22 protein-coding genes are annotated in these 24,792 nt (G+C 61.0%); 20 read left to right on the plus strand and 2 right to left on the minus strand.

The annotated features are described in order from the left end of the window. Positions 1 to 143 precede the first annotated feature (143 nt). From HV782_RS15440 to HV782_RS15450, 3 genes are read left to right on the plus strand one after another with little or no spacing between them, the layout of a single operon-like run. Positions 144 to 1,157, plus strand: coding sequence for an iron ABC transporter substrate-binding protein (locus HV782_RS15440; protein WP_128615396.1), 1,014 nt, complete (start codon positions 144 to 146; stop codon positions 1,155 to 1,157). Between the two features lie 3 nt (positions 1,158 to 1,160). Then, complete coding sequence (locus HV782_RS15445; protein ID WP_186745400.1) at positions 1,161 to 2,756, plus strand: ABC transporter permease; 1,596 nt, start codon at positions 1,161 to 1,163, stop codon at positions 2,754 to 2,756. After that, positions 2,753 to 3,811, plus strand: a complete 1,059-nt coding sequence (locus tag HV782_RS15450) for an ABC transporter ATP-binding protein (protein WP_186745402.1) — start codon at positions 2,753 to 2,755, stop codon at positions 3,809 to 3,811. Before HV782_RS15445 ends, HV782_RS15450 begins: the two co-directional genes overlap by 4 nt. Here HV782_RS15450 and HV782_RS15455 read toward each other — a convergent pair whose 3' ends face one another. Continuing rightward, positions 3,812 to 4,702 carry a site-specific integrase gene (locus HV782_RS15455; protein ID WP_128616442.1) on the minus strand — a complete coding sequence of 297 codons (891 nt, stop codon included), beginning with the start codon at positions 4,700 to 4,702 and terminating at the stop codon, positions 3,812 to 3,814. It abuts the gene before it with no gap. A 435-nt stretch (positions 4,703 to 5,137) separates the two neighbouring features. On the opposite strand from HV782_RS15455, the gene arnB reads away from it, so the two are divergent. From arnB to HV782_RS15505, 10 genes are all read left to right on the plus strand, one after another. Beyond that, entirely contained in the window at positions 5,138 to 6,286 is a 1,149-nt protein-coding gene (gene arnB, locus HV782_RS15460; RefSeq protein WP_186745404.1) for a UDP-4-amino-4-deoxy-L-arabinose aminotransferase, read from the plus strand. Further along, a complete protein-coding gene (arnC, locus tag HV782_RS15465; RefSeq protein WP_186745406.1) occupies positions 6,283 to 7,308 on the plus strand; it encodes an undecaprenyl-phosphate 4-deoxy-4-formamido-L-arabinose transferase in 1,026 nt (341 codons plus the stop codon). The genes arnB and arnC overlap by 4 nt, the downstream gene beginning before the upstream one ends. Next, positions 7,305 to 9,296, plus strand: a complete 1,992-nt coding sequence (gene arnA / locus HV782_RS15470; protein ID WP_186745408.1) for a bifunctional UDP-4-amino-4-deoxy-L-arabinose formyltransferase/UDP-glucuronic acid oxidase ArnA — start codon at positions 7,305 to 7,307, stop codon at positions 9,294 to 9,296. The genes arnC and arnA overlap by 4 nt, the downstream gene beginning before the upstream one ends. Further along, on the plus strand, positions 9,296 to 10,180 hold the full coding sequence (arnD, locus tag HV782_RS15475) for a 4-deoxy-4-formamido-L-arabinose-phosphoundecaprenol deformylase (protein ID WP_123468852.1): 885 nt from the start codon (positions 9,296 to 9,298) through the stop codon (positions 10,178 to 10,180). The genes arnA and arnD overlap by 1 nt, the downstream gene beginning before the upstream one ends. Further along, positions 10,177 to 11,826 (plus strand): lipid IV(A) 4-amino-4-deoxy-L-arabinosyltransferase, encoded by a 1,650-nt coding sequence (gene arnT / locus HV782_RS15480; protein ID WP_186745410.1) that lies wholly within the window; start codon positions 10,177 to 10,179, stop codon positions 11,824 to 11,826. The genes arnD and arnT overlap by 4 nt, the downstream gene beginning before the upstream one ends. Then, positions 11,823 to 12,167: a 4-amino-4-deoxy-L-arabinose-phosphoundecaprenol flippase subunit ArnE gene (arnE, locus tag HV782_RS15485; RefSeq protein WP_186745412.1), complete on the plus strand. Its 345-nt coding sequence runs from the start codon at positions 11,823 to 11,825 to the stop codon at positions 12,165 to 12,167. Before arnT ends, arnE begins: the two co-directional genes overlap by 4 nt. Continuing rightward, positions 12,164 to 12,577 (plus strand): 4-amino-4-deoxy-L-arabinose-phosphoundecaprenol flippase subunit ArnF, encoded by a 414-nt coding sequence (gene arnF, locus HV782_RS15490; protein ID WP_186745414.1) that lies wholly within the window; start codon positions 12,164 to 12,166, stop codon positions 12,575 to 12,577. Before arnE ends, arnF begins: the two co-directional genes overlap by 4 nt. Next, positions 12,574 to 13,953 carry a UDP-glucose dehydrogenase family protein gene (locus HV782_RS15495; RefSeq protein WP_128616456.1) on the plus strand — a complete coding sequence of 460 codons (1,380 nt, stop codon included), beginning with the start codon at positions 12,574 to 12,576 and terminating at the stop codon, positions 13,951 to 13,953. Before arnF ends, HV782_RS15495 begins: the two co-directional genes overlap by 4 nt. Next, positions 13,950 to 15,548: an ArnT family glycosyltransferase gene (locus HV782_RS15500; protein ID WP_186745416.1), complete on the plus strand. Its 1,599-nt coding sequence runs from the start codon at positions 13,950 to 13,952 to the stop codon at positions 15,546 to 15,548. Before HV782_RS15495 ends, HV782_RS15500 begins: the two co-directional genes overlap by 4 nt. A gap of 89 nt (positions 15,549 to 15,637) precedes the next feature. Next, the gene (locus HV782_RS15505) at positions 15,638 to 16,165 is read left to right on the plus strand and encodes a GNAT family N-acetyltransferase (RefSeq protein WP_186745418.1); all 528 of its coding nucleotides are present in this window, start codon (positions 15,638 to 15,640) and stop codon (positions 16,163 to 16,165) included. Here HV782_RS15505 and HV782_RS15510 read toward each other — a convergent pair. Further along, complete coding sequence (locus tag HV782_RS15510) at positions 16,149 to 17,114, minus strand: LysR family transcriptional regulator (RefSeq protein ID WP_123468866.1); 966 nt, start codon at positions 17,112 to 17,114, stop codon at positions 16,149 to 16,151. The genes HV782_RS15505 and HV782_RS15510 overlap by 17 nt on opposite strands. Before the next feature lie 298 nt (positions 17,115 to 17,412). Here HV782_RS15510 and argH point away from each other — a divergent pair, with 298 nt between their 5' ends. The 7 genes from argH to HV782_RS15545 all read left to right on the plus strand — a co-directional run bounded on the left by argH (position 17,413) and on the right by HV782_RS15545 (position 24,734). Further along, positions 17,413 to 18,840: an argininosuccinate lyase gene (argH, locus tag HV782_RS15515; RefSeq protein ID WP_186745420.1), complete on the plus strand. Its 1,428-nt coding sequence runs from the start codon at positions 17,413 to 17,415 to the stop codon at positions 18,838 to 18,840. A 150-nt stretch (positions 18,841 to 18,990) separates the two neighbouring features. After that, positions 18,991 to 19,869 (plus strand): amino acid ABC transporter permease, encoded by an 879-nt coding sequence (locus HV782_RS15520; RefSeq protein WP_123468870.1) that lies wholly within the window; start codon positions 18,991 to 18,993, stop codon positions 19,867 to 19,869. A gap of 10 nt (positions 19,870 to 19,879) precedes the next feature. Continuing rightward, positions 19,880 to 20,644, plus strand: a complete 765-nt coding sequence (locus tag HV782_RS15525) for an amino acid ABC transporter ATP-binding protein (RefSeq protein ID WP_123468872.1) — start codon at positions 19,880 to 19,882, stop codon at positions 20,642 to 20,644. A 38-nt stretch (positions 20,645 to 20,682) separates the two neighbouring features. Next, complete coding sequence (locus HV782_RS15530) at positions 20,683 to 21,507, plus strand: ABC transporter substrate-binding protein (protein ID WP_123468874.1); 825 nt, start codon at positions 20,683 to 20,685, stop codon at positions 21,505 to 21,507. Positions 21,508 to 21,644: 137 nt separating this feature from the next. After that, the gene (locus HV782_RS15535; RefSeq protein WP_186745423.1) at positions 21,645 to 22,493 is read left to right on the plus strand and encodes a polysaccharide deacetylase family protein; all 849 of its coding nucleotides are present in this window, start codon (positions 21,645 to 21,647) and stop codon (positions 22,491 to 22,493) included. Then, positions 22,486 to 23,388 (plus strand): polysaccharide deacetylase family protein, encoded by a 903-nt coding sequence (locus HV782_RS15540; protein WP_186745425.1) that lies wholly within the window; start codon positions 22,486 to 22,488, stop codon positions 23,386 to 23,388. The genes HV782_RS15535 and HV782_RS15540 overlap by 8 nt, the downstream gene beginning before the upstream one ends. Further along, on the plus strand, positions 23,385 to 24,734 hold the full coding sequence (locus HV782_RS15545; protein ID WP_186745427.1) for an MmgE/PrpD family protein: 1,350 nt from the start codon (positions 23,385 to 23,387) through the stop codon (positions 24,732 to 24,734). The genes HV782_RS15540 and HV782_RS15545 overlap by 4 nt, the downstream gene beginning before the upstream one ends. Positions 24,735 to 24,792 lie beyond the last annotated feature (58 nt).

Below are 24,792 nucleotides of genomic sequence, written 5' to 3' on the forward strand. Positions count from 1 at the left end.
TGGCAATGACAAGGATTAACGGTTTCTTTGACGTTTTTTTCTCATTTGCCACCCTACATTGCCGCGACCCGATACTTGCAAATCGTTCGCATTGTTGCCTGCGAAGGTTTCGCTCATAACGTCTAACAACAGGAGCTGCCCGAATGAACCCACGCTTTCCATCCTTTTTGAAACGTGCGCTGCTGGCCACCGCGTTGTTCGGCGCCGGGCACGCCTTCGCCGCCGACTCGGTAGGACTGGTGGTCTACAACGCGCAACACGAAACCCTGACCAAAGCCTGGGTGGCCGGATTCACCGAAGAAACCGGGATCCCGGTGACTATTCGCAACGGTGACGACACGGAAATGGGCAACCAGCTGGTTCAAGAAGGTGCGGCCTCGCCGGCGGATGTGTTCCTGACCGAAAACTCCCCGGCCATGGTGCTGGTCGATAACGCCAAACTGTTTGCGCCGGTGGCGGCGACCACCCTGGCACAAGTGGATTCCGCCTATCGCCCGGCCCACGGCCAATGGGTCGGTATCGCCGCACGCTCCACGGTGTTCGTCTACAACCCGGACAAGTTGAGCGAGAAAGACCTGCCCAAATCCCTGCTTGACCTCGCCACCCCGACCTGGAAAGGCCGCTGGGCCGCCTCGCCCGCCGGTGCCGACTTCCAGGCGATTGTCGCTGCTGTGCTTGAGCAAAAAGGCGAAGCCGCCACGCTCGACTGGCTCAAAGCGATGAAAACCAACGCAACCATTTACCGTGGCAACAGCGCCGTGCTCAAAGCCGTGAACGCCGGGCAAATCGACAGCGGCGTGATCTACCACTATTACAGCTTCGTCGATCAGTCCAAGACCGGCGAAAACAGCAAGAACACTCGCCTGCACTACTTCAAGCACCAGGACCCGGGCGCCTTCGTGAGCATTTCCGGCGCCGGCGTCCTGGCGTCGAGCAAGCATCAGGATGAAGCCCAGCAGTTCCTCAAATACATCACCGGCAAACAGGGGCAGGAGATTCTTCACACCGGCAGTTCGTTTGAATACGCCGTAGGCCAGGGTGCCCCGTCCAACCCGAAACTGGTCCCGCTCAAAGAGCTCGATGCGCCAAAGGTTGACGCTTCGAAGCTCGACAGCAAAAAGGCCGTCGAACTGATGACCCAGGCCGGACTGCTGTAAGTGATGCCGGAAACCTTGCCGGCAAAGGCTGTTTTGGCAGCCCCCGCCCATCGCTCGCGTGGCGCCCGCGCACTCAACGGTCGCGGGCGGTCGTCGATGGTCGCTCTGGCTGTTTTCATATCGGTGCTGTCGTTGCTGCCGATCGGCTTTGTGCTCGGCGTGTCGTGGTACACCGGATGGCCAACCATCGAAGCCATGGTGTTCCGCCCGCGCGTGGCCGAACTGCTGATCAACACCGTGCTGCTGGTGCTGATCACCCTGCCGTTGTGCATCCTGCTGGGCACCGCGCTGGCCTGGCTGACCGAGCGCAGCAACCTGCCCGGCCGACGCCTGTGGTCATTGCTGGCAGTGGCACCACTGGCGGTGCCGGCGTTCGTTCACAGTTACGCCTGGGTCAGTCTGATTCCCTCGATTCATGGGTTGCCGGCCGGCGTACTGGTGTCGGTGATTGCCTATTTTCCGTTTTTGTACCTGCCGGTAGCCGCGACCCTGCGCCGTCTCGACCCGGCTATTGAAGACGTCGCGGAGTCGCTGGGGCTCAAGCCGTGGGCGGTGTTTTTTCGCGTGGTGTTGCCGCAATTGCGGCTGGCGATTTGCGGTGGCGCGTTGCTGGTCGGCCTGCACCTGCTGGCCGAATACGGTCTGTACGCGATGATCCGTTTCGACACCTTCACCACGGCGATCTTCGACCAGTTCAAATCGACCTTCAACGGCCCGGCCGCCAATATGCTCGCCGGGGTTCTGGCATTGTGCTGCCTGGCGATGCTCACGGCAGAATCCGCCGCCCGTGGCCAGGCGCGTTATGCCCGAGTCGGCTCCGGTAGCGCCCGGGATCAACGCAACGTGCAACTGGGTCGAGGCGCAACAACCTTTGCGTTATTGCTGCAAGCCCTGACCTGCCTGTTGGCCTTGGGTGTGCCCTTACTGACACTGGGTCGCTGGCTGCTGGCCGGTGGCGTGCAAGTCTGGCAAGGCGACGAATTGCTGCCTGCGTTGCTGCAGACTCTGTCGTATGGGGTGGCCGGCGCCTTGCTGACCAGCGTTGCGGCCATTCCGATTGCCTGGTTGTCGATCCGCTCGCCCGGCAAACTGCAGCGTTTGCTGGAAGGTTGCAACTACATCACCAGCTCGCTGCCGGGCATCGTCGTGGCACTGGCGTTGGTGACCGTGACTATCCATTTCGCCCGGCCGATCTACCAGACCAGCATTACCGTGCTGCTCGCGTATCTGTTGATGTTTCTGCCGCGCGCACTGGTCAGCCTGCGTGCCGGTTTCGCGCAAGCGCCGGTGGAGCTGGAAAACATCGCGCAAAGCCTGGGGCGCTCGCCAATACGGGCGTTGTGGCTGATCACCGTCCGGCTGGCAGCACCGGGTGCTGCCGCCGGTGCGGCGCTGGTGTTTCTGGCGATCACCAACGAACTGACCGCGACCCTGCTGCTCGCGCCCAATGGCACGCGCACCCTCGCCACGGGCTTCTGGGCGATGACCAGTGAAATCGACTACGCCGCTGCCGCGCCTTACGCGTTGCTGATGATCCTGCTTTCACTGCCGCTGACGGCCATTCTCTATCACCAATCCAGGCGTACCGCTGGCCGATGAACGCTCTCGAACTGCTCAACCTCAGTAAAACCTTCGGCGCGCAAAAGGCGCTCGACGACGTCAGCCTCAATGTGCCGACCGGCAGCCGTACGGTGATCGTGGGCCCCTCCGGCTCCGGCAAGACCACCCTGCTGCGGATGATCGCCGGGTTCGAATTTCCCGACACCGGCAGCCTGACCCTCAACGGCCAGACGCTGGTTGATCGCACTCACGCGGTGCCGGCCTATCAACGGCAGATCGGCTACGTGCCGCAGGACGGTGCCCTGTTCCCGCACATGACCGTGGCCGCCAATATCGGCTTCGGCCTGGCCCTGACTGGCGCGGCCCGCAACCAGCGGATCCTCGAGTTGATGGACAGTGTCGCTTTGGACGCGAACATGGCCAGCCGTTGGCCCCACGAGCTGTCCGGCGGCCAGCAACAGCGGGTCTCACTGGCCCGTGCGCTGGCGCAGCAGCCACGCCTGATGCTGCTCGACGAGCCGTTCTCTGCACTCGACACCGGTTTGCGCAGCGCCATGCGCAAAATGGTCGCGCGCCTGCTCGAAGACGCCGGCGTCACCACCATTCTGGTGACCCACGACCAGAGCGAAGCGTTGTCATTCGCCGATCAATTGGCGGTCATGCGCGCCGGACGGCTGGTGCAATCCGGGCATCCGATGGACCTTTACCGTTATCCGGACGATGAACAGACCGCGCACTTCCTCGGTGAAGCCGTGGTCTTGCCCGCACGAATCGAGGCCGGTTGGGCGCACTGCGATCTGGGTCAGATGCCGGTCAACAGCAACGGCTTTACCGGCGCCGCGCACATCATGCTTCGCCCCGAACAATTGCAGATCGCCGAAGTGGCGAGTGACCGTCAGGGATGCCATGCGACCGTCACTGAGCGCGACTTTGCCGGCAACACCTGTACCTTGACGGTCGAGCTGAGCGCCTCTACCACGCAAGCATCGGCCCGTTCGATCCTGGTGCGCAGCACCGGCATGCACGCCCCGTCCGCCGGCAGTTCGGTGTACCTGTCAGTGCTCGGTGCGGCGCATGTGTTTGGCCTGGGCTGATCAGAGATCGAAGCGATCCACCGCCCGCCGCCGCTCGTTGTCATCGCGCACATCGTAATTGGCGGTGGTCTGGATATTGCTGTGATGCGCCAGTTTCTGTGCGATCGACAGGTCGTGTTCCTCGATCACCCGGGTGATGAATGAACGACGGAAATCGTGGGGCATGATTTTCACCCCGACCTGGGTGCCCCGCTGCCGGGCGATGTAATAGATCGCGTGCTTGGTAATGCGCTCGCGGGTGATGTGGCTGCCACGGCGAATGCGGTTGAACAGGAACCCATCGTCGCTCTCGCCCTCGTTGAGGTGTGAACGGCGCAATTCGAGCCACGCATCGAGTTTGGCGAACGCCCACGCCGGGGCGTACTTGATCAGTTGTTTGTTGCCCTTGCCGGTAACCGTCAGGCTGCGTTCAGTGAAGTCGACCTGATTCAGATCCAGATCCACTGATTCCGATTTGCGCATGCCGGTGCCGTACAGCAACGCAATGATTGCAGCGTCGCGCAGGCCTTGCGGGCGCGGGTCGGCGGCACAGACTTCCATCAATTCGTGAATCAGCGTGCGCTTGAGATTACGTCCCTGGGACAGTCGCGTACCGGCGATGCCCTTGACCGAGCGCATCTTTAAAAGATGCTCCTGGCTGATCAGACTCATACGCCAGGCTTCATTCATGACCCCGCGCACGGCATTGACATACAGCGAAGAAGTGTTCGGCGCGTAGTTGTCTGCGCGCAATGCCGCCACCAGTGCTACAACATCTTCGGGCTGCAGGGCGTGCCAGGGAATCTCTTCGACATTCATGTCTTCAAAACCCAGGCGATCAGCTGCGTCTTGTAGTACGTAGCGCATGGTGAGTTGGCTGGAAGGCGCCAAACGCGCGAGGTACAGGCTCATCGGGTTGGGTTTCGAAGCGACCGGGGTTGCAGCAACTAAATCAATCAAACGTTAAACCTTGAGTAAAAAGTGTACGACACAACAACAACTAACAACTGCAATGTACTTGAAGTAAAGAAGGTACTTGGCCGCACTGCCGGACAAAAACTGCGATGGACGGCACAAGCCTGAACAGCGGCTGTATAAGTGACAGATAAACGATTCGCCAACCGGTTTTTCATGTTCCTTTCACAAAAACCGGCATAACCTTAATTCCTATCGGTTCAGTGCTGGCCTTGCCCAACCTGCCGGGCAAATGGTGAAAAGTCAATCTATCCCCGACGTCATGCTTTTTTTGCCAAGTCATTGATGCAGGAACGATTTTCTGTGTCTACGCTGAGGTTGGATCCAACGTGTCTGTGAGTCCATCCTTTATTTTTTTTCAATGAGGTGCCCATGAGTCAGGCGTTTCTCCCCTTCTCTCGTCCGAGTATCGGCGATGAGGAAATAGCCGCTGTAGAGCAGGTGTTGCGCTCGGGCTGGATCACGACAGGGCCGAAAAACCAGGCACTCGAAGAGCAATTTGCGCAGTACGTCGGTTGCCGCCATGCGGTGGCCCTGTCTTCGGCAACTGGCGGGATGCACATTGCCCTGCTGGCCCTGGGCATTGGGCCGGGCGACGAAGTCATCACCCCGTCGCAGACCTGGGTCTCGACCGCCAACATGATTTCCCTGCTCGGCGCCAAACCGGTGTTCGTCGATGTCGACCGCGACACGCTGATGACCGACGCTGCGCGCATCGAAGCGGCCATCACCCCGCAGACCAAGGCAATCATCCCGGTGCATTACGCCGGCGCCGCGTTCGATCTGGATCCGCTGTATGCCTTGGCCGACAAGCACGGCATCGCAGTCATCGAAGACGCTGCGCATGCCGCCGGCACCCGCTACAAGGGGCGTCACGTCGGTTCGCAAGGCACAGCGATTTTCTCTTTCCACGCGATCAAGAACATGACCTGTGCCGAAGGCGCAATGTTCGTCACCGACGACGAAGCCCTGGCCAGCCGCGTGCGCATGCTCAAATTCCACGGCCTGGGCGTCGATGCCTATGACCGCCTGACCGGTGGCCGCAAGCCGCAGGCACAAGTGATGGAGCCGGGCTTCAAGTACAACCTGGCCGACATCAATGCCGCGATTGCCCTGGTGCAATTGCAACGTCTGGACGAAATCAACGCCCGCCGTACCGAACTGGCCAGCGCCTATCTGCAAAAATTCGAGGGCCTGCCGGTACAGCCATTGGCCCTGCCCGGCTATGCCCAGCAACACGCCTGGCACCTGTTCATCCTGCGCATCGACAGCGAGCGCTGCGGCATGGACCGCGAAACCTTCATGAAAGGCTTGCAGGATCAGGGCATCGGCACCGGTATCCACTTCATTGCCACCCACCTGCACACCTGGTATCGCCAGCGTGACCCTGACCTGTATCTGCCTAACACCGAATGGAACTCGGCGCGACTCTGCTCGATTCCGTTGTTCCCCGACATGACCGATCAAGACCTTGATCGTGTCGTCGGTGCCATCGCCACCCTTTTGGACAAACGCCCGTGAAACCCTATCCAATCCGATGTGTGTCGATCGTTATCCCGGTCTACAACGAACAGGACAGCCTGCCGGAACTGCTGCGCCGCACCGAAGCGGCGTGCCGGATGCTGCATCATGAATTTGAAATCGTCCTGGTGGACGACGGCAGTCGCGACGACTCCGCCCAGTTGCTTGAAGAAGCGGCGACCCGCGTAGACAGCCCGTTCGTGGCGGTCATTCTCAACCGCAACTATGGCCAGCACGCAGCGATCATGGCCGGCTTCGAGCAGTGCAAGGGCGATGTCGTGATCACGATCGACGCCGACCTGCAGAACCCGCCGGAAGAAATCCCGCGCCTGGTCGCCGAGGCCGAAAAAGGCTACGACGTGGTCGGCACCGTGCGTGGCAATCGCCAGGACTCGGCGCTGCGCCGCTACCCGTCGAAGCTGATCAACCTCGCCGTGCAACGCTCCACCGGCGTCGCCATGAGCGACTACGGCTGCATGCTGCGCGCCTATCGCCGCACGATCATCGACGCGATGCTCGCTTGCCGTGAACGCAGCACGTTCATCCCGATCCTCGCCAACAGCTTCGCCCGCCACACCACCGAAATCGTTGTCGCCCACGCCGAGCGTGAACACGGCGATTCGAAATACAGCCCGATGCGCCTGATCAACCTGATGTTCGATTTGGTGACGTGCATGACCACCACACCGCTGCGTCTGCTGAGCATCGTCGGCTTCGGGATGGCAGGGTTGGGCGTGCTGTTCGCCATTGCGCTGATCGTGCTGCGCCTGGCGTTCGGCGCCGGCTGGGCGGGTGACGGCACGTTCGTCCTGTTCGCCGTACTGTTCGTGTTTACCGGTGGCCAGTTCATCGGCATGGGTCTGCTGGGTGAATACCTGGGTCGCATGTACAGCGACGTGCGCGCCCGCCCACGCTTCTTCATTGAAAAGGTGCTGCGCAGTCAGCCGGCCGATCCGGCCCCTGCGGTCACCGTTGATGGTCTCTCTTCTTCCCCTACTTCTTCCGATCAGGTTCTCTCATGAGTGCAAAAACTGTTGTCTTCGCCTACCACGATATTGGCTGCGCCGGCATTGAAGCCCTGCTCGACAGCGGCTATGACATTGCAGCAGTGTTCACTCACGCCGATGACCCGAAAGAAAACGCGTTCTACGCGTCGGTGGCGCAACTGTGCGCCAGCAAAGGCATCCCGGTGCACGCCCCGGAAGACGCCAACCACCCACTGTGGATCGAACGTATTGCCAAGCTGAACCCGGAATACATTTTCTCCTTCTACTATCGCAACCTGCTGAGCGAAGCACTGCTGGCCACCGCCAAAAAAGGCGCGTTCAACCTGCACGGCTCGCTGCTGCCACACTACCGCGGTCGCGCACCGGCGAACTGGGTGCTGGTCAACGGTGAAACCGAAACCGGCGTTACCCTGCACCGCATGGTCAAACGCGCTGATGCCGGCGCCATTGTGGCCCAGCAACGCGTAGCCATCGAGCGCAGCGACACCGGTCTGACCCTGCACGCCAAACTGCGCACTGCCGCCAGCGATCTGCTGCGCGACACCCTGCCGAACATGCTGCAAGGCAAGATCACCGAAACTCCGCAGGACGAGTCCAAAGCGACCGTGTTCGGTCGTCGCACTCCGGCGGACGGCAAACTGGTCTGGGCCAAACCGGCTGAAGAGCTGTTCAACCTGGTGCGTGCCGTGACCCGTCCGTACCCGGGCGCCTTCTGCGCCGTGGGCGAGCACAAGCTGATCGTCTGGAGCGCCGAAGTCGTCAAGGGCAACGAAGGTCAGGCCCCTGGCCGTGTGATCAGCGTCGATCCACTGCGCATTGCCTGCGGTGAAGACTCGCTGGTAGTCACTGCCGGTCAGCGCAACGACAACGGTCTGTACCTGAGTGGCCCGCAACTGGCCAACGAACTGGGTCTGGTTGACGGCTCGCTGTTGCGCGGTGCCGAGTCCGGTCGTGCGCCACGTCGTACCCGCGTACTGATCCTCGGCGTCAACGGTTTCATCGGTAACCACCTGTCCGAGCGCCTGCTGCGTGACGACCGTTACGATGTCTACGGTCTGGACATCGGCTCCGACGCCATCGAGCGTCTGCGCAGCCACCCGAACTTCCACTTCGTCGAAGGCGACATCAGCATTCACTCCGAGTGGATCGAATACCACATCAAGAAGTGCGACGTGGTTCTGCCGCTGGTGGCCATCGCCACTCCGATCGAATACACCCGCAACCCGTTGCGCGTATTCGAACTGGACTTCGAAGAGAACCTGAAACTGGTTCGCTACTGCGTCAAGTACAACAAGCGCGTGATCTTCCCGTCGACCTCCGAAGTCTATGGCATGTGCCAGGACAAGAATTTCGACGAAGACACCTCGAACCTGATCGTTGGCCCGATCAACAAGCAGCGCTGGATCTACTCCGTATCCAAGCAACTGCTGGACCGCGTGATCTGGGCTTACGGCGCCAAAGGCCTGAACTTCACCCTGTTCCGTCCGTTCAACTGGATGGGCCCGCGTCTGGACCGTCTGGATTCGGCCCGTATCGGCAGCTCCCGCGCCATCACCCAGCTGATCCTCAACCTGGTGGAAGGCACGCCGATCCGTCTGTTCGACGGTGGCGAGCAGAAGCGCTGCTTCACCGACATCGCTGACGGCATCGAAGCTCTGGCCCGCATCGTCGATAACGAAAACGATGCCTGCAACGGCCAGATCATCAACATCGGCAACCCGGACAACGAAGCCAGCATCCGTCAGTTGGGCGAAGAGCTGCTGCGTCAGTTCGAAGCGCACCCGCTGCGCCACAACTTCCCTCCGTTCGCCGGTTTCCGCGACGTGGAAAGCAAGGCGTTCTACGGTGCCGGCTACCAGGACGTGGAACACCGCAAGCCAAGCATCGCCAACGCCAAGCGCCTGCTGAACTGGGAACCGACCGTGGAGATGAGCGAAACCATCGGCAACACCCTGGACTTCTTCCTGCGTGAAGCCATGCTCGAAATCGCGGACAAGAAGTAATGCAGGCAGGACTTCGTATCGATGTCGACACCTACCGCGGCACCCGTGAAGGTGTGCCGCGACTGTTGGAGATGCTCGACGAGGCTCAGGTCAAGGCAACGTTTTTCTTCAGTGTCGGCCCGGACAACATGGGCCGGCATCTGTGGCGCCTGATCCGCCCGCAGTTCCTCTGGAAAATGCTGCGCTCCAACGCCGCCGGCCTGTACGGCTGGGACATTCTGCTGGCCGGCACTGCCTGGCCGGGCAAACCGATTGGCCGCGATCTCGGGCACCTGATGCGTCAGGCCCGGGACGCCGGTCATGAGGTCGGCCTGCACGCCTGGGATCACCACGGCTGGCAAGCCAATGCCGGGCGCTGGAGCCAGGCGCAACTGATCGAGCAGATTCGTCAGGGCGTCGACACGTTGAGCGATATCCTCGGGGCGAAGATCGAGTGTTCGGCCTCCGCCGGCTGGCGTGCGGACGAACGGGTGATCGAAGCCAAGCAGGCCTTCGGCTTTCGCTACAACAGCGATTGCCGCGGGCAAAGCCTGTTCCGTCCGCTGCTGGCGGACGGAACACCGGGCACGCCGCAGGTTCCGGTGGACTTGCCGACCTTCGATGAAGTGGTCGGCCCGCACGTGGCGGCGAAGGACTTCAACGCCTTCATCCTCGACCGGTTCCGGCCGCAGGCACTCAACGTCTATACCATTCATGCCGAAGTAGAAGGGATTCTGATGGCTCAGGACTTTCGTCAATTGCTGGTCAATGCTCGCCAGCGCAGTATTGACTTCCAACCCTTGGGCAACCTGTTGCCCGAGTATTTCAACTCCTTGCCCGTGGGTCGCGTGCAACGCGGTGCGCTCGAAGGCCGTGAAGGCTGGCTGGGAGTGCAAGGCGCATGACCAGACGCTGGGCACTGCCGCTGTTGATCGGGCTCTGTCTGCTGGCCTATCTGTTGCCGTTGAGCACACATGGCCTGTGGATCCCCGACGAAACCCGTTACGCACAGATCAGCCAGGACATGCTGCTGAGCGGCAACTGGGTCTCGCCGCATTTCATGGGGCTGCGTTATTTCGAGAAACCGATTGCCGGTTACTGGATGATCGCCATCGGCCAGGAATTGTTCGGGCAGAATCTGTTCGGCGTGCGTTTCGCGTCGGCCCTGAGCACGGCCTTGAGTATGCTGCTGGCCTACCTGATCGCGCGCCGGATGTGGAACGATCCGCGCAAGAGTTTCGTCTGCGCCCTGCTCTACATGAGCTTCACCGTCGTTGCCGGTCAGGCCGGGTACGCCAACCTCGATCCGCAGTTCACCTTCTGGGTCAACCTGAGTCTGGTGGCGCTGTGGTTTGCGCTCGACAGCAAAAGCACCGGCCAACGTCTGGGGGCCTGGGCAGTGCTGGGACTGGCCTGCGGCATGGGGTTCATGACCAAGGGTTTTCTCGCCTGGTTGTTACCGGTGCTGATCGCGTTGCCGTGGATGCTCTGGCAGAAACGCTGGCGCGAACTGCTGGTGTTCGGTCCGGTGGCCATCGCCATCGCGATCGTCGTCAGCTTGCCGTGGGCACTGGCGGTGCATGCGCAGGAACCGGATTACTGGCGGTTCTTCTTCTGGCACGAACACATTCGCCGGTTTGCCGGCGACGATGCGCAGCACGATGCGCCGTGGTGGTTCTACTTGCCGCTGCTGGTGGCATTCAGTCTGCCGTGGGTCGGCCTGTTGCCAAGCGCTTTCCGGCAAGCCTGGCAAACCCGGGCCCAGCCGAAGATGGTCTTTCTGCTGTTGTGGCTGTTGCTGCCACTGGGCTTTTTCAGCCTGAGCAACGGCAAACTGCCGACCTACATCCTGCCGTGCCTGTTGCCGATGGCGTTGCTGCTGGGCAATGCGCTGGCTGATCGCTTGCGGCTGGAGCAAGGCCGGGCACTGGGGATCAATGGCCTGCTGAATCTGCTGCTGGGCGTGGTCCTGCTGATCGCACTGGTTTACCTGCAATTGAAAAAACCGGTGTACGACCACGAACTGCACAGCATGGTGCTGGTGTTCATCGCCCTGATCGGCTGGATCATCGCCAACCTCGCGCAAGCGTTCCTGCCGCTGCAATGCTGGGCGGCACCGGCACTGGGCAGCCTGTTGCTGGCGGGGGTGCTGCCGGCGGCGTTGCCCAAGTCGGTGGTGGCCAACAAAACCCCGGATCAGTTCATCCGGCATCACGTCACTGAACTGTCCGGCACCACGCATTTGCTGAGCAACGACCTGGGCGCTGCAGCAGCCTTGGCCTGGCGCCTGAAAACGCCGCAGGTCGCGCTGTACAACACGGTCGGCGAACTCAAGTACGGACTTTCCTATCCTGAAGGCGCCGAACGCCGGCTCACCAAAGAAACCGTTCAACAATGGGTCCGCGAAGCCCGCCGCACCGGATCGGTCGGCGTACTGATGCGCGTCAAGGGTCAGGACGAGCTGGAAGAGCTCGACCTGCTGCCCAAGGACGGCACCCGTTACGAATCGGGCAATCTGGTGATTATGGTCCTGCCCAAGGTCGCGTCATGAGTTGGCTGCTGTTACTGACGGCGTGTCTACTGACGTGCCTGGGGCAAGTGGCGCAGAAATTCGCCGTGGAAAGCTGGCGTGGCGTCGAGTCGTCCTGGGCTGACAAACTGCGTTCACCATGGTTGTGGCTGGCGCTGTTGGCCCTCGGTAGCGGGCTGCTGGTCTGGCTGCTGGTGTTGCAGCGCCTCGAAGTGGGCATCGCTTACCCGATGCTCAGCCTCAACTTTGTCCTGATCACCCTGATCGCCCGCTTCGTCTTTCGCGAGCCCATCGACCGCCGGCATTGGCTGGGCGTGGCGCTGGTGATCGGCGGCGTGGTGCTGCTGGGGCAACAGTCATGAACAAGGCACGCGGTATCGGCTTTGCCCTGGCCAGTGTGGGCCTGGTCAGCAGTGCCCAGTTGGGCATGCGCTGGAGCATGACGCGCCTGCCGCAACCGGAACAATGGCTGACGGCGCTGAGCGCCGGCAGTGTTGATCTGAGCGCATTGGCCGTGGTGATGGCGGCGATTTTCGCCTACGCCCTGTCGATGCTCTGCTGGCTCGCGGCGCTACGCGACCTGCCGTTGGGGCGGGCCTATTCGCTGTTGAGCATCAGCTACGCGCTGGTGTACCTGCTGGCGGCCAGTCTGCCGCTGTTCAACGAATCTTTCAGTTTCACTAAATCGCTGGGCGTGGCACTGGTCATGCTCGGAGTCATCACTATTAACACTCGTCCGTCTCGTGCGCCCGAATTCAGGAGTGCTCCATGAAAATCACAGTATTTGGTAGCGGTTATGTCGGTCTGGTACAGGCCGCCGTGTTGGCCGAAGTCGGTCACGACGTCGTGTGCATGGACATTGACCAGAAGAAAGTCGAGCTGCTGCGCCAAGGCCACGTCAGCATTTTCGAACCAGGTCTGTCGAGCCTGGTGCGTGAAGGCCTGGACTCCGGTCGCCTGACGTTCACCGCCGATGAAAAACTCGCCGTGCAACACGGTCGCGTCGCGTTCATCGCCGTGGGCACACCGTCCAGCGAAGACGGCTCGGCCGACCTGAAATACGTGCTGTCGGTGGGTGACGCCGTGGCACGCCACCGTGAGCAGCCGCTGATTCTGGTGGAGAAATCCACCGTACCGGTCGGCACTGGCGACACCCTGCGTGCGCACATCCAGGCCGCGCTGGACGCCGCCGGCCGTGAACTGCAGTTCGATATCGTCTCCAACCCGGAATTCCTCAAGGAAGGTTCGGCGGTGTCCGACTGCCGTCGTCCCGACCGCATCGTCATCGGCTGTGAAGGTGACGAAGTGCGCGATGTGATGCGCGACCTGTACTCGCCGTTCAACCGCAACCACGACCGCATCATGTTCATGGACCTGCGCAGCGCCGAGCTGACCAAGTACGCCGCCAACTGCATGCTGGCGACCAAGATCAGCTTCATCAACCAGATCGCCGAACTGGCCGAACACCTGGGCGCCGACATCGAGTCGGTACGTCAAGGCATTGGTGCCGATACCCGCATCGGTTACCACTTCATCTACCCGGGCTGCGGCTACGGCGGTTCGTGCTTCCCCAAAGACATGCGCGCGCTGATCCACAGCGCCGAACAGGCACACTGCTCCAGCGACCTGCTGCAAGCGGTCGAGGCGATCAACGAGCGGCAGAAGCACAAGCTGTTCGACCGCATCAATGCGTTCTACAAAGGCGACCTGCGCGGCAAGACCTTCGCCCTGTGGGGCCTGGCGTTCAAACCGAACACCGACGACATGCGCGACGCACCGAGCCGCGTCCTGCTCGACTCGCTGTTTGCCGCCGGCGCCAGTGTTCGCGCGTTTGACCCGGAAGCGATGCAGGAAACCCAGCACCTGTACCCGAACGAAGAAAAACTGATGCTGATGGGCACCCCGGAATCAGTGCTGGCGGGTTCCGATGCGCTGATCATCTGCACCGAATGGCAACAGTTCAAGGCGCCGGATTTCGACCTGATCGAGCAACGCCTGAAAGCCCCGGTGATCTTCGACGGCCGCAACCTGTACGACGCCGACCGTCTGGCTCGCAATGGCTTCAAGTACTTCCCGATCGGCCGAGGCGATTCGCGCAAACTGCCGATCCCGCTGCAGCAGTGGTCCGCCACTGCGGACGTCGCTTGATTACGTTGTCGCCCGAGATTCGCCGACAGTCCCTGCTCGCAGGGCTGTTGGCGTTTTTATTGTGCATGGCCGGGGTCTACGGGCAGGCCCCTATCGGTTTCGATTCGCGGTTTGTGTTGTTCGCACAGGAAATGCTGCGCCACGGGCCGACGGTCTTTCCCACGACGTATGGCCAGCCGTACGCGGATTATTCGGCGGTGTCGACGCTGTTTGTCTGGCTGCTGTCGCTACCGTTCGGGACGGTGAATGCCTTGACCGCGTGGGCACCGAGCGCGATGGCCGGCGCCGTGATCGTCACGTTGATGTATCGCTTGCTGGCGCCGTACTCGCGGCGCTGGGCGTTGATCAGTATCGCGTTGCTGATGTTGACCAGTGGCTTCGTGACCGAAGTGCGCGCGGTGTCGCAGGATCTGCTGCTGGCGGCGGTGGCGTTCGCGGTGTTTTACCTCGGTTATGCCCACGACCATTTCGCGGGTGGGCGCCGTTGGCCGCTGATTTTCGTTTTGCTGTTGCTCGGTTTCGGCATTCGCGGCCCCATCGGCCTGGTGGTGCCGACCGGCATGCTCTGCAGTTATTACCTGCTCAATCGACAGTGGTCGCGTCTGCTGGTGTTTGGTGTGCTGGCAGCGGTGTTGCTGGTGGCGTGCGTCGGTCTGCTGTTGTGGCTGGCCCGGGTCAGCGGCGGTCCGGGATTCATGCAGGACGTGATCCGCATGCAGTTCATGGGGCGCATGGACGGTAGCGAAGGGGTCAGCGGATCGCTGTATTACTTCACCAGTTCCTTCGGCAACTATGCGCTGGCCTACCCGTTGGCGTTATTGGCATTGGCGGCGTCATGGCTGGGCAAACCGCAGCAGCGCGGCCCCGCGTTGCGTCTGGTGCAGTATTGCACGGCGGCCGCGTTGATCGTGATGGTCGGTTTGTCGATCCCGCAAGCGAAGAAAGCGCGGTATCTGCTGCCGATGTTGCCGATGGCGGCGATCATTGCGGCGTATCCGTTCCAAGTGGCACATGGCTGGGTGTTTCGCGGGTTGCGCGGGTTGATGCTTGGCCTGTGGCTGCTGACGCCGGGTGTCCTGATGGTGCTGTTGTTCGTGGCGCGCCGGCGCTTTCCCGAGCAATTGCAAGACGTCACCTTTGTTTTGATCGGCCTCGGTGCACTGCAACTGGTGGCGCTGTCACGGCTGTTGATGCCGCGTTGGCGCCCGGAAGTCCTGGCACTGACGGCGGTCCTGGCATTGTGGACGGTTTATGTCGCGGTATTTGAACCGGCCGAGCGGCGTCTGTACGACACGCAAACCTTCAGCCGTGACGCCTTCGCGCAGATTCAGCGCAATCCCGCGCCGGTGGTGCTGCACGGCATGGGCAAGGATGCGAAGGCGATCAAGTTCATGGTCAACCTCGAGCAGGACCTGCAACCGCAGTTCAGCGACAGCATCCAGCAACTCGAGGCGGTTCACGGCCCGGCGTGGCTGATGATGGATCGCAGCGATTTCCAGGCCCTGCAAGGCACGCCAATCGGTGAGTTAAAACCGGTACTGACTGGCAGCTTCGACAAAAACAACTACGTCCTGTTGTTCCTCAAGCCCTTGTAGGCGTTACCGAAGGCTGCGATCTTTTGCTGTTTAAGCATCAACAGCAAAAGATCGCCGCCAGTGGCAGCATCTGAAGGGATTTAGTGACCATGCATTTTGTTGTACGCCGGGCGCAGCAGCGTGATGCCGCCGCCCTCCCCGCCATCGAACGTTCGGCCGCCGAATTGTTTCGCATAGACCCTACCCTCGCCTGGCTGGCCGATGCCCCCGTGCCCGATGCCGAGCAGCACTTACAGGCAATCCGCAGCGCTTTGGTGTGGGTGGCCGAACACACTGATCAGCAACTTGGCGGTTTTCTGCGGGCGGTGGAAGTCGACAAACAACTGCACGTTGAGGAACTGTCCGTCAGCCAACATTTTCAGGGTCAGGGAATGGGTCGCAAGTTGCTGTTGATGGCCATTGAGTACGCCGCTGACCAGCAACTTCGCGCCGTCACGCTGACAACATTTTCCGATCTGCCGTGGAACGCACCGTTTTATCAAAAAATCGGCTTTAGCCTGTTAACCCCGCAAGAAACACCGGCGCATCTAGTCGATGCGTTAAACAGCGAAGCAGCCCACGGATTGCCGATTGAACGGCGTTGCGCCATGCATCTTGAACTCAAACCGCAGCCTTGAGATCGACCCCCAACGCTTGGGCAAACGCCTTGACCAACGGACTGCGCACCGTGTTGTGACGCAGGATCAGATTGAACGGCGTAACGATGTGAATGCGCTGCGGCAGCACCGCACGAAACTCTCCGGCCGCGACCAGTGTTGCAGCGTAATGCTCGGGCAGAAAACCCACGAAACGGCCGGTCTTGATCAGCAATGCCACGGCCTCGACCTGAGTGGCAGAGGCGGAAAAACTGTCATAGCGCGCATAGTTGAGCTTATCGCGGTGGATCGCATAGCGGTGGTTGATGCACTCGTAATCCTGCAGCACATTGCCGCTCATTTGCGTCTCGGGCATATCGAACAGCGGATGACCGAGCGCACAGTAAACTTGCGAGCGTTCCTCATACAGCGAGTAATAATCAAACTCTTCACGGCGTTGATAAACCGGAACAATTCCAGCAACTAATCGTCCTTCTACGACACCTCTTTCAATCTCATCCAACTGCGACGCCTGAAGTTGAAATCTTACTTTTGGCGACTCTTCATTGATTTTCTTCAGCGCTGCAACTAACGGTGAACCAGGATCGCTGATCGTATTGTCAATAACGCCCACGCCCAGATCACCAATAAGTTCGTTTTGTGCAGAACTAAGCCGGTCACGGAAGTTGTCGACAGAAGCAAATAGATCAATTGACGCCTGATACACCAGGCGCCCTTCTTCGGTGAGGTGAAACCCCTCGCGCCCACGGGTACACAAACGCATGCCAATACGGATTTCCAGATCGGAGATCTGCTTGCTGATGGCCGCCAGGCCCACATTCAGCTCGTTCTGCGCGGCGCTGAAGCCTCCAGCTTCGACCACGGCCTTGAACACCTTGAGCAGTTTGAAATCCAGTCCGCTGAGGGCCAGCGGTGCTCGGTGAGCCGTTTTGACCGGCGGGTTTCCGGAATTGGAAAGTGGGGTTTCCATAATGCTGATTTACCTCTGGCGCAATGTTCAACAATCTGTGTCCAACAACAAAAACATCGCCGACTAATAATAATGATCACAGAAAACACGGCTTGGCAACTGCCAGAAAATCCCGAACATCAGTGCCAACTGACTGATCGTCAAACATTAAAAGCTGACACTTCGATCAGCTCTCGCGACATTGCAACTGCCCTCTTGAAAACTGCTTTGGCCTGAATCCGTCCGCTGATTGTTCAGCCGGAATTTGCAGGTCATGCACACCGATTTCAGTTCGCGTTACCGACGAGGAAAACAACCAATGTCTCAAACCACCGACCGTCTCTGGGGCGCCCGATTCAAAAGCGGCCCGTCCGCTGCCCTGGCGGCGTTGTCCCGTTGCCCTGAGCGCTATTTCCGCCTCACCCCGTACGACTTGGCCGGTTCCAAGGCGCATGCCGGTGAACTGCAGCGTGCCGGTCTGCTCACCGAGCAGGAAACCCGGACCATGCTCGCCGCGCTGGACGCCATCGGTGCAGACTTCCGCGCTGGCAGCATCGCCCCGACGCTGGACGACGAAGACGTCCACACTTTCATCGAACGCCTGCTGACCGAGCGCCTCGGCGCCTTGGGCGGCAAGCTGCGCGCCGGGCGTTCGCGCAACGACCAGACCGCCAACGATCTGCGTCTGTTCCTGCGTGACCATGTGCGCACCCTGGCCGTGGAAGTCCTCGCTCTGCAACAGGCGCTGGTCGACCAGGCCGAACAGCATGTCGAAAGCATCTGTCCCGGTTTCACGCACTTGCAGCAGGCGCAGCCGATCGTCTTCGCCCACCATTTGCTGGCCCACGCACAGTCGATGCTGCGTGATGTGCAACGGTTGGTGGACTGGGACGCCCGCACCTCGTTGTCGCCACTCGGTGCTGCCGCCATGGCCGGTTCCGCCATTGCTCGCCAGCCGCAGCAATCGGCAAAGGAAATGGGCTATGCCGGCGTCTGCGAGAACTCCATCGACGCCGTCGCCAGCCGCGATCACGTGGCCGAATTCCTGTTCATCGCCAGCATGCTGGGGATCAACATTTCACGTCTGGCCGAAGAGTTTTGCCTTTGGTCGTCGCGCCAGTTCCGCTGGGTTGATCTGGACGATGCCTACGCCACCGGCAGTTCGATCATGCCGCAGAAGAAAAACCCGGACATCGCCGAACTGGCGCGGGGCAAAGCCGGGCGCTTGATCGGCAATCTCACCGGTTTGCTCTCGACGCTCAAATCCCTGCCACTGTCGTACAACCGCGATCTGAGCGAAGACAAGAACGGCGTGCTCGACAGTGTCGACACCTTGTTGCTGGTGCTCCCGGCGATGGCCGGGATGGTCGCGACCATGACCGTCAACGTGGCAGAACTGCGGCGTCAGGCACCTCTCGGTTTCACACTCGCCACCGAAGTCGCCGACTGGTTGGCGATGCGCGGCGTGCCTTTCAAAGAAGCGCACGAAATCACCGGCGCGCTGGTGCAGGCCTGCGAGAAACATGGCATCGAATTATGGGAAGCCTCGCCGGCGCTGCTGACCGAGATCGATCCGCGCCTGACCGCTGATGTACGCGACAGCCTGACACTGGAGGCCGCCATCGCTGCCCGTAGCGGTTGGGGCGGTACCGCGCCGCAACAGGTGCGCGAGCAGATCGGCCGCTTGAAAACCGCCCTCGCCGCGCAACAGCAGTGGACAGAAAACTACCAGGGCTTCCGCCTCTAACGGCCATGGCACATAACCTTGTGGGAGCGAGCTTGCTCGCGAATGCGGTGTGTCATTCAACCTCGATGTCGCCTGACACGGCCTATTCGCGAGCAAGCTCGCTCCCACAGTGATCGTGTTGGATTTGAAAGTACAGTTCGGAGAAACACCATGAGCCAGACTCAGGCAGAACGACTCCAGGCGGAGCGTAAACTGGCGGAAAACCAGTTCGATATCACCCAGTACCAGCATGTGCCACGGCGCTACTACGGGCGGATTTTTTTCGCCACGCTGATCGTCATCGCGATCATCGGCCTGGTGCGCGCCTTCGCCGAAGGCAAGATCGAATGGTCGTACATCGGCCAGTTCCTGACCTCCCAGGCGATCATGTGGGGCCTGTTCAACACCATCATCATGGCCGTCCTGGCGATGGCGCTGGGCATCGTGTTCGGGGTGATCACGGCGATCATGCGCATGTCGGCCAACCCGATCCTGCGCTACGTGGCGCTGACCTACACCTGGCTGTTTCGCGGTACGCCGCTGATTCTGCAACTGCTGCTGTGGTTCAACCTGGCGCTGATTTTCCCCACCATCGGCATTCCCGGCCTGTTCGAACTCGACACCGTGAGCCTGATGACCCCGTTCGTGGCAGCGCTGCTCGGCTTGAGCATCAACCAGGGCGCCTATACCGCTGAAGTGGTGCGCGCCGGCCTGCTGTCGGTGGACACCGGACAGTACGAAGCGGCCAAGTCGATCGGCATGCCGCGTCTGCAAGCGCTGCGCCGGATCATCCTGCCGCAGGCCATGCGCATCATTATTCCGCCGGTCGGCAACGAATTCATCGGCATGGTCAAGATGACCTCGCTGGCGAGCGTGATCCAGTACTCGGAACTGCTCTACAACGCCCAGAACATTTACTACGCCAACGCCCGAGTGATGGAGCTGCTGATCGTTGCCGGTATCTGGTACCTGGCCACTGTCACCGTGCTGTCCTTTGGTCAAAGCCGTCTGGAGCGTCGCTTCGCTCGCGGCGCCGGCAAGCGTTCTTGAGGAATCGAACATGAGAAGCATCGTCAAGGCCGTCAGCCTGAACAAGTATTACGACCAGTACCACGCGCTCAAGGACATCAACATCGAAGTCGAGCAAGGCGAAGTGCTGTGCATCATCGGCCCGTCCGGCTCGGGCAAGAGCACCCTGCTGCGCTGCGTTAACCAGTTGGAAAAGATCGACAAGGGCGGCTTGTGGGTCGACGGCGAACTGGTCGGCTATCGGGTCGCAGGCAACAAACTGCACGAACTCAATGAGTCGCAGATTGCCCGCCAGCGCCTGGCGACCGGCATGGTGTTCCAGCGCTTCAACCTGTTTCCGCACATGACTGTGCTGCAAAACATCATCGAAGGCCCGTGCCAGGTGCTCAAGCGCTCGCCTAAGGAAGCCCACGAAGAAGCCTTGGAACTGCTGGCCCGCGTCGGCCTGGCCGACAAACGCAACAGCTACCCGATCGAACTTTCGGGTGGTCAGCAGCAACGAGTCGCCATCGCCAGGGCCCTGGCCATGCGCCCGAAACTGATGCTGTTCGATGAACCCACTTCGGCACTCGACCCGGAACTGGTCGGTGAGGTGCTGTCGGTCATGCGCGATCTGGCGCAGACCGGCATGACCATGATCGTCGTCACCCATGAACTGGGCTTCGCCCGCGAAGTTTCCAATCGCATGGTGTTCATGGACGGCGGGCAGATCGTGGAGGCTGGAAGCCCCGAAGAAATACTAATAAGTCCGCAAAACCCGCGCACCCAAAGCTTCATTTCTGCCGTTCGAACCTAAGCACCGATTGGTGCCACAACACTCATAAGAGAACGACCATGAAGAATTTCGTAATCCCCGCTGCACTCGCTTCTGTCATGTCTTGCGGTTTTGCCGTGGCCGCCGATCTGCCGGCCGGCATCAAGGAAAAAGGCGAGATCGTCGTGGCAATCATGCCGAACTATCCGCCGATGGACTTCAAGGACCCGGCCACCAACACCCTCACAGGCCTGGACTATGACCTGGGCAACGCGCTGGCCGAACGTCTGGGGGTGAAGATCAAATGGCAGGAAACCGGCTTCGAGCAAATGATCAATGCGCTGACCACCGACCGCGTCGACATGGTGTTGTCGGGCATGACCGATACCGCCGAGCGCCAGGCCAGTGTGACCTTCGTCGACTACTTCACCAGCGGCCCGCAGTTCTACACCTTGCAGAAGAACACCGCGACCAACGAGATCATCGACCTGTGCGGCAAGAAAGTCGGCACCAGCCGTCGCACCACATTCCCGGCGGAAATCGCCGCGTGGAGCAAGGCCAACTGTGAGGCGGCCGGCAAACCGGCGATCAACGTGATCGGCACCGAAGGCTCGGCCGACGCCCGTGCGCAACTGCGCCAGAGCCGGATCGATGCGGCGATGCAGGGCAGCGAAACGCTGTCGTACCTCAAGACTCAGGAAAAGGACATGTACAAGACCGTCGGCCAGCCGATCTCGGTGCAGTTCACCGGCCTTGGCGTGAGCAAGAAAAAACCCGAGCTGAGCGCAGCGGTGAAAGTCGCGTTGCAGAGCATGGTCGATGACGGCAGCTACAACGCAATTCTGAAGAAGTGGGACCTGGAGCTGGGTGCGATCAAGGAAGTGACGATCAACGCCGGCCAGTAACACTTCGCCGCAGCTCCCTGCAGGAGCTGCCGCGGACTGCGATCTTTTGATCTTGGTCTTGAAAACACGATCAAAATCGCAGCCTGCGGTAGCTCCTGCAGGATTTGGCGTTCACCCATGAATAACGGAGCGCTGTGATGTCCTCCTTGCTTCAACCGGCCTGGCCCGAGCAGCACAAAGCCTGCCTCGCCCTGGCCTTCGACCTCGACGGCCCGACCGGCGATGCGATGCTCAACGGCTCGATCTGGCACAAGCCCGAATACTTCGGTTTCGGTGGTTATGGCCCTTACCGCGCCCTGCCCCGGCTGCTCGATCTGCTCGACGCCTTTAATATTCCGACCACGTTCTTCGTCCCGGCCTGGGTCGTGGAGAACTGGCCAAAGCAGTGCCAGGCCATCGTCGAACGTGGCCATGAAGTGGCCTACCACGGTTACAAACACGAATCCTTCTACGCCCTGACGCTGGAACAACAGCAAGCCGTGATGGCGAAATCAAGGGACGTGTTCTGGCAACACCTGCACATCCGCGCCGAAGGCTTTCGCACACCGTCCGGCGACTGGCGCGCACAAACCCCGGCGATGCTCGCTGACGCCGGCGTCATCTATTCCAGCAGCATGCGCGGCGATGATCGTCCGTATCTGGTCAACGTCCCCGGTCACAGCACACCGCTGGTGGAAATCCCCGGTCGTTGGGAGATGGACGATTACGCCTCTCTCGCCTACACCCGCGCGCCGAATTTCCCGTCGGGGCTGGATCGCACCGCCAGCTACGCACTGACCCTCGATAACTGGAAGCGTGAGTACGACGGCGCCATGGATGAAGGCCTGTGCCTGACCACCCTGTTTCACCCGAAAATCACCGGTAAACCGGGACGCATCCTGTTGCTGGAGCAACTTTTCGAACACATGCGCCAACGCGATGACGTGTGGTTCGCCACTTGCCGCGACGTCGCCCGCTGGTGGCTGAAGGAGCATCACCATGGCTGACTTCGCTGTTTTGCCCAACCAGGTCTGGCCCGAAGGCAAGCGCTGCGCCGTGGTCCTGACCGTCGATTACAACGACATCCACGGTATTTTGACTCAGGCCCCGGAAGTGGCCGGACGCGACAAGACCCTGTCGGTGTGGCGCTATGGCACGCAACGCGGCGTCGATCGTCTGCTCCGGTTGTTCGAGGAACTCGGGGTGACCAGCAGTTGGTTCGTCCCTGGTATCGTCGCCGAGGAAAACCCGCAGCACATTGCGGCGATCAAGGCTGGCGGCCATGAGATTGCCTGCGCCGGCTATCGCCATCTGGACTACGACCATCTCGACCTTGCAACGCAAAGTGCCGAGGTCGCCAAGGGCTGTGCCGCGCTCCACGCATTGACCGGCGAACGGCCGAACGGCTTCCGCATTCCCGCCGGCAACGGCGCGCCAGGGTTTATCGAAGCGCTCAAGGGTCATGGCATACGCTGGTGCTCATCGTGGCGTGGCGACGACTTGCCGTTTGCTCATCCAACGGCCCCCGATGTCATCGAACTGCCGCTGCATTACGAACTGGAAGACGAGCCGTACTTCGCCTTCAACCTGAGCCCGGCGGTGCCGCCGGCACAATCGCGTATCGCCTCCTACAGCCATACGCTGGATAACCTGCAGATGGACTTCGCCGGGTTCCACCGGTTCGGTCTGTGTTATGTGCTGCGCCTGCACCCGGAAATCATTGCCACGCCAGGAAGGATCGGCGTGCTGCGCGAATTGCTGCAAGGCATTCAAAAGCATGACGACGTGTGGATCGCCAGCGGCGCCGAGGTCGCGCAGTGGTGGGCGCAATCGGCGCAACAGGTGAGCGCCGATCATCCGGCATCGGTCTATGAGCGGCACTATCGGGACTACCTCGTATGACCCAGCGCATGCAGCGTCTGGCGCAGTTTTGCGTCGCGACACACTTCGACGATTTGCCACCGGCACTCGTCGAGCAAGCCAAGCGGCACATCCTCGACACCTTTGGCGCAGCGCTGGCCGGGGCGGACAGCGCCGTGGCGTTTCAGTCGCGGCGAGTGCTGGCAAGCGAGTCCGGTCCGGTGCCCGTCTGGGGCACTTCGTTTCGGGTCGGCGCGGGTCAGGCAGCGCTGCTCAATGGTATCGCCGCCCATGCGCTGGAGCTGGACGACACTGGTGGTTGCGATCACTCCGGTGCGGTGGTGTTGCCGGCAATCATGGCTGCGCTTTCGTTGAGCGACAGGACCATCAGTGGTTGCGAGTTGATCACGGCCGTGGTGATCGGCTATGAAATCGGCCGGCGTGTACTGGAAGCCTGTGGCAGCTATTCGGCGCATAACGGCGCAGGCTGGCATTCTACCGCCACCTGCGGAGTGTTCGGCGCTGCGGCGGCGTGCTCGCGGATTCTGCGCCTGGATGTGCAGCAGACAGTGGCCGCGCTGGGCATCGCCGGCAGCTTCAGTGGCGGTCTGTGGGCGTTCATCCACGACGGCTCACAGAGTAAAAAACTGCACAGCGGTCGCGCCGCCGAAGGCGGATTGCTGGCGGCGCGGTTTGCCAGCGAGGGGATCAGCGGCCCCACGCTACTGTTCGATGAAGTCTGGGGTGGTTTTCTCAAGACCTTCGCAGGTGACAACGCGCGCCCTGACGCGCTGGACGCCGATCTGGGCGCGGTGTGGAAGCTCGCGCGTTGTTCGATCAAACCCTACGCGGCCTGTCGCGGAACGCATTCGGCAATCGACGCGCTTGGGTTGTTGCTGGCGCAACTGCAGGTCGGCGCTGATCAGGTCGAGGATGTACAGGTGCGCTTGTGCCCGTTCCTGCAAGACATGTGTGGCGGGCGCGATGTCGGCAGTCTGGCTGCCGCGCAAATGAGCCTGCCGTATGCGCTTGCGTCGCGGCTGGTGCATGGCCACTGTCGGCTGGAGGCCTACGACGAAGGGCCACGCCATGACCCACACATCGCCTGGTGGCTGGCGCGCATTCACCTTGAAGTCGATCCGCTACTGTCCGAGGATGGTGAGCCGTGGGTGACACTTCGAACCGTCGATGGACGCATGGCCAGCCTGTGTGTCGAGGTGCCGTTGGGCGCGCCGGGCAATCCGCTGAGTGATGCGGCACTGGAGGAGAAGTTTTTCAGCCTGGCGTTGCGGGTGTTACCGCGCGGGCAGGCTGACGGGTTGCTGGGCGCTGTGCGGCGACTGGAGAGCCTCGAATCTGTGGGCGATCTGGATCGGTGGCTGATGTAATGAGTGTGCCGCCTGCTCGCGATGCAGCCGACTCGGTGCCCAGCCGATCACAAAAACA

This window comes from Pseudomonas monsensis (genome assembly GCF_014268495.2).
Taxonomy (GTDB): domain Bacteria; phylum Pseudomonadota; class Gammaproteobacteria; order Pseudomonadales; family Pseudomonadaceae; genus Aquipseudomonas; species Aquipseudomonas monsensis.

Excerpts from the sequence above, each read along its gene's own strand:
- HV782_RS15440 (WP_128615396.1), top strand. The coding sequence starts at position 144 with ATGAACCCACGCTTTCCATCCTTTTTGAAACGTGCGCTGCTGGCCACC.
- HV782_RS15445 (WP_186745400.1), top strand. The coding sequence starts at position 1,161 with ATGCCGGAAACCTTGCCGGCAAAGGCTGTTTTGGCAGCCCCCGCCCAT.
- HV782_RS15450 (WP_186745402.1), top strand. The coding sequence starts at position 2,753 with ATGAACGCTCTCGAACTGCTCAACCTCAGTAAAACCTTCGGCGCGCAA.
- HV782_RS15455 (WP_128616442.1), bottom strand. The coding sequence starts at position 4,702 with ATGAGCCTGTACCTCGCGCGTTTGGCGCCTTCCAGCCAACTCACCATG.
- arnB (WP_186745404.1), top strand. The coding sequence starts at position 5,138 with ATGAGTCAGGCGTTTCTCCCCTTCTCTCGTCCGAGTATCGGCGATGAG.
- arnA (WP_186745408.1), top strand. The coding sequence starts at position 7,305 with ATGAGTGCAAAAACTGTTGTCTTCGCCTACCACGATATTGGCTGCGCC.
- arnD (WP_123468852.1), top strand. The coding sequence starts at position 9,296 with ATGCAGGCAGGACTTCGTATCGATGTCGACACCTACCGCGGCACCCGT.
- arnT (WP_186745410.1), top strand. The coding sequence starts at position 10,177 with ATGACCAGACGCTGGGCACTGCCGCTGTTGATCGGGCTCTGTCTGCTG.
- arnE (WP_186745412.1), top strand. The coding sequence starts at position 11,823 with ATGAGTTGGCTGCTGTTACTGACGGCGTGTCTACTGACGTGCCTGGGG.
- arnF (WP_186745414.1), top strand. The coding sequence starts at position 12,164 with ATGAACAAGGCACGCGGTATCGGCTTTGCCCTGGCCAGTGTGGGCCTG.
- HV782_RS15495 (WP_128616456.1), top strand. The coding sequence starts at position 12,574 with ATGAAAATCACAGTATTTGGTAGCGGTTATGTCGGTCTGGTACAGGCC.
- HV782_RS15505 (WP_186745418.1), top strand. The coding sequence starts at position 15,638 with ATGCATTTTGTTGTACGCCGGGCGCAGCAGCGTGATGCCGCCGCCCTC.
- HV782_RS15510 (WP_123468866.1), bottom strand. The coding sequence starts at position 17,114 with ATGGAAACCCCACTTTCCAATTCCGGAAACCCGCCGGTCAAAACGGCT.
- argH (WP_186745420.1), top strand. The coding sequence starts at position 17,413 with ATGTCTCAAACCACCGACCGTCTCTGGGGCGCCCGATTCAAAAGCGGC.
- HV782_RS15520 (WP_123468870.1), top strand. The coding sequence starts at position 18,991 with ATGAGCCAGACTCAGGCAGAACGACTCCAGGCGGAGCGTAAACTGGCG.
- HV782_RS15525 (WP_123468872.1), top strand. The coding sequence starts at position 19,880 with ATGAGAAGCATCGTCAAGGCCGTCAGCCTGAACAAGTATTACGACCAG.
- HV782_RS15530 (WP_123468874.1), top strand. The coding sequence starts at position 20,683 with ATGAAGAATTTCGTAATCCCCGCTGCACTCGCTTCTGTCATGTCTTGC.
- HV782_RS15535 (WP_186745423.1), top strand. The coding sequence starts at position 21,645 with ATGTCCTCCTTGCTTCAACCGGCCTGGCCCGAGCAGCACAAAGCCTGC.
- HV782_RS15540 (WP_186745425.1), top strand. The coding sequence starts at position 22,486 with ATGGCTGACTTCGCTGTTTTGCCCAACCAGGTCTGGCCCGAAGGCAAG.
- HV782_RS15545 (WP_186745427.1), top strand. The coding sequence starts at position 23,385 with ATGACCCAGCGCATGCAGCGTCTGGCGCAGTTTTGCGTCGCGACACAC.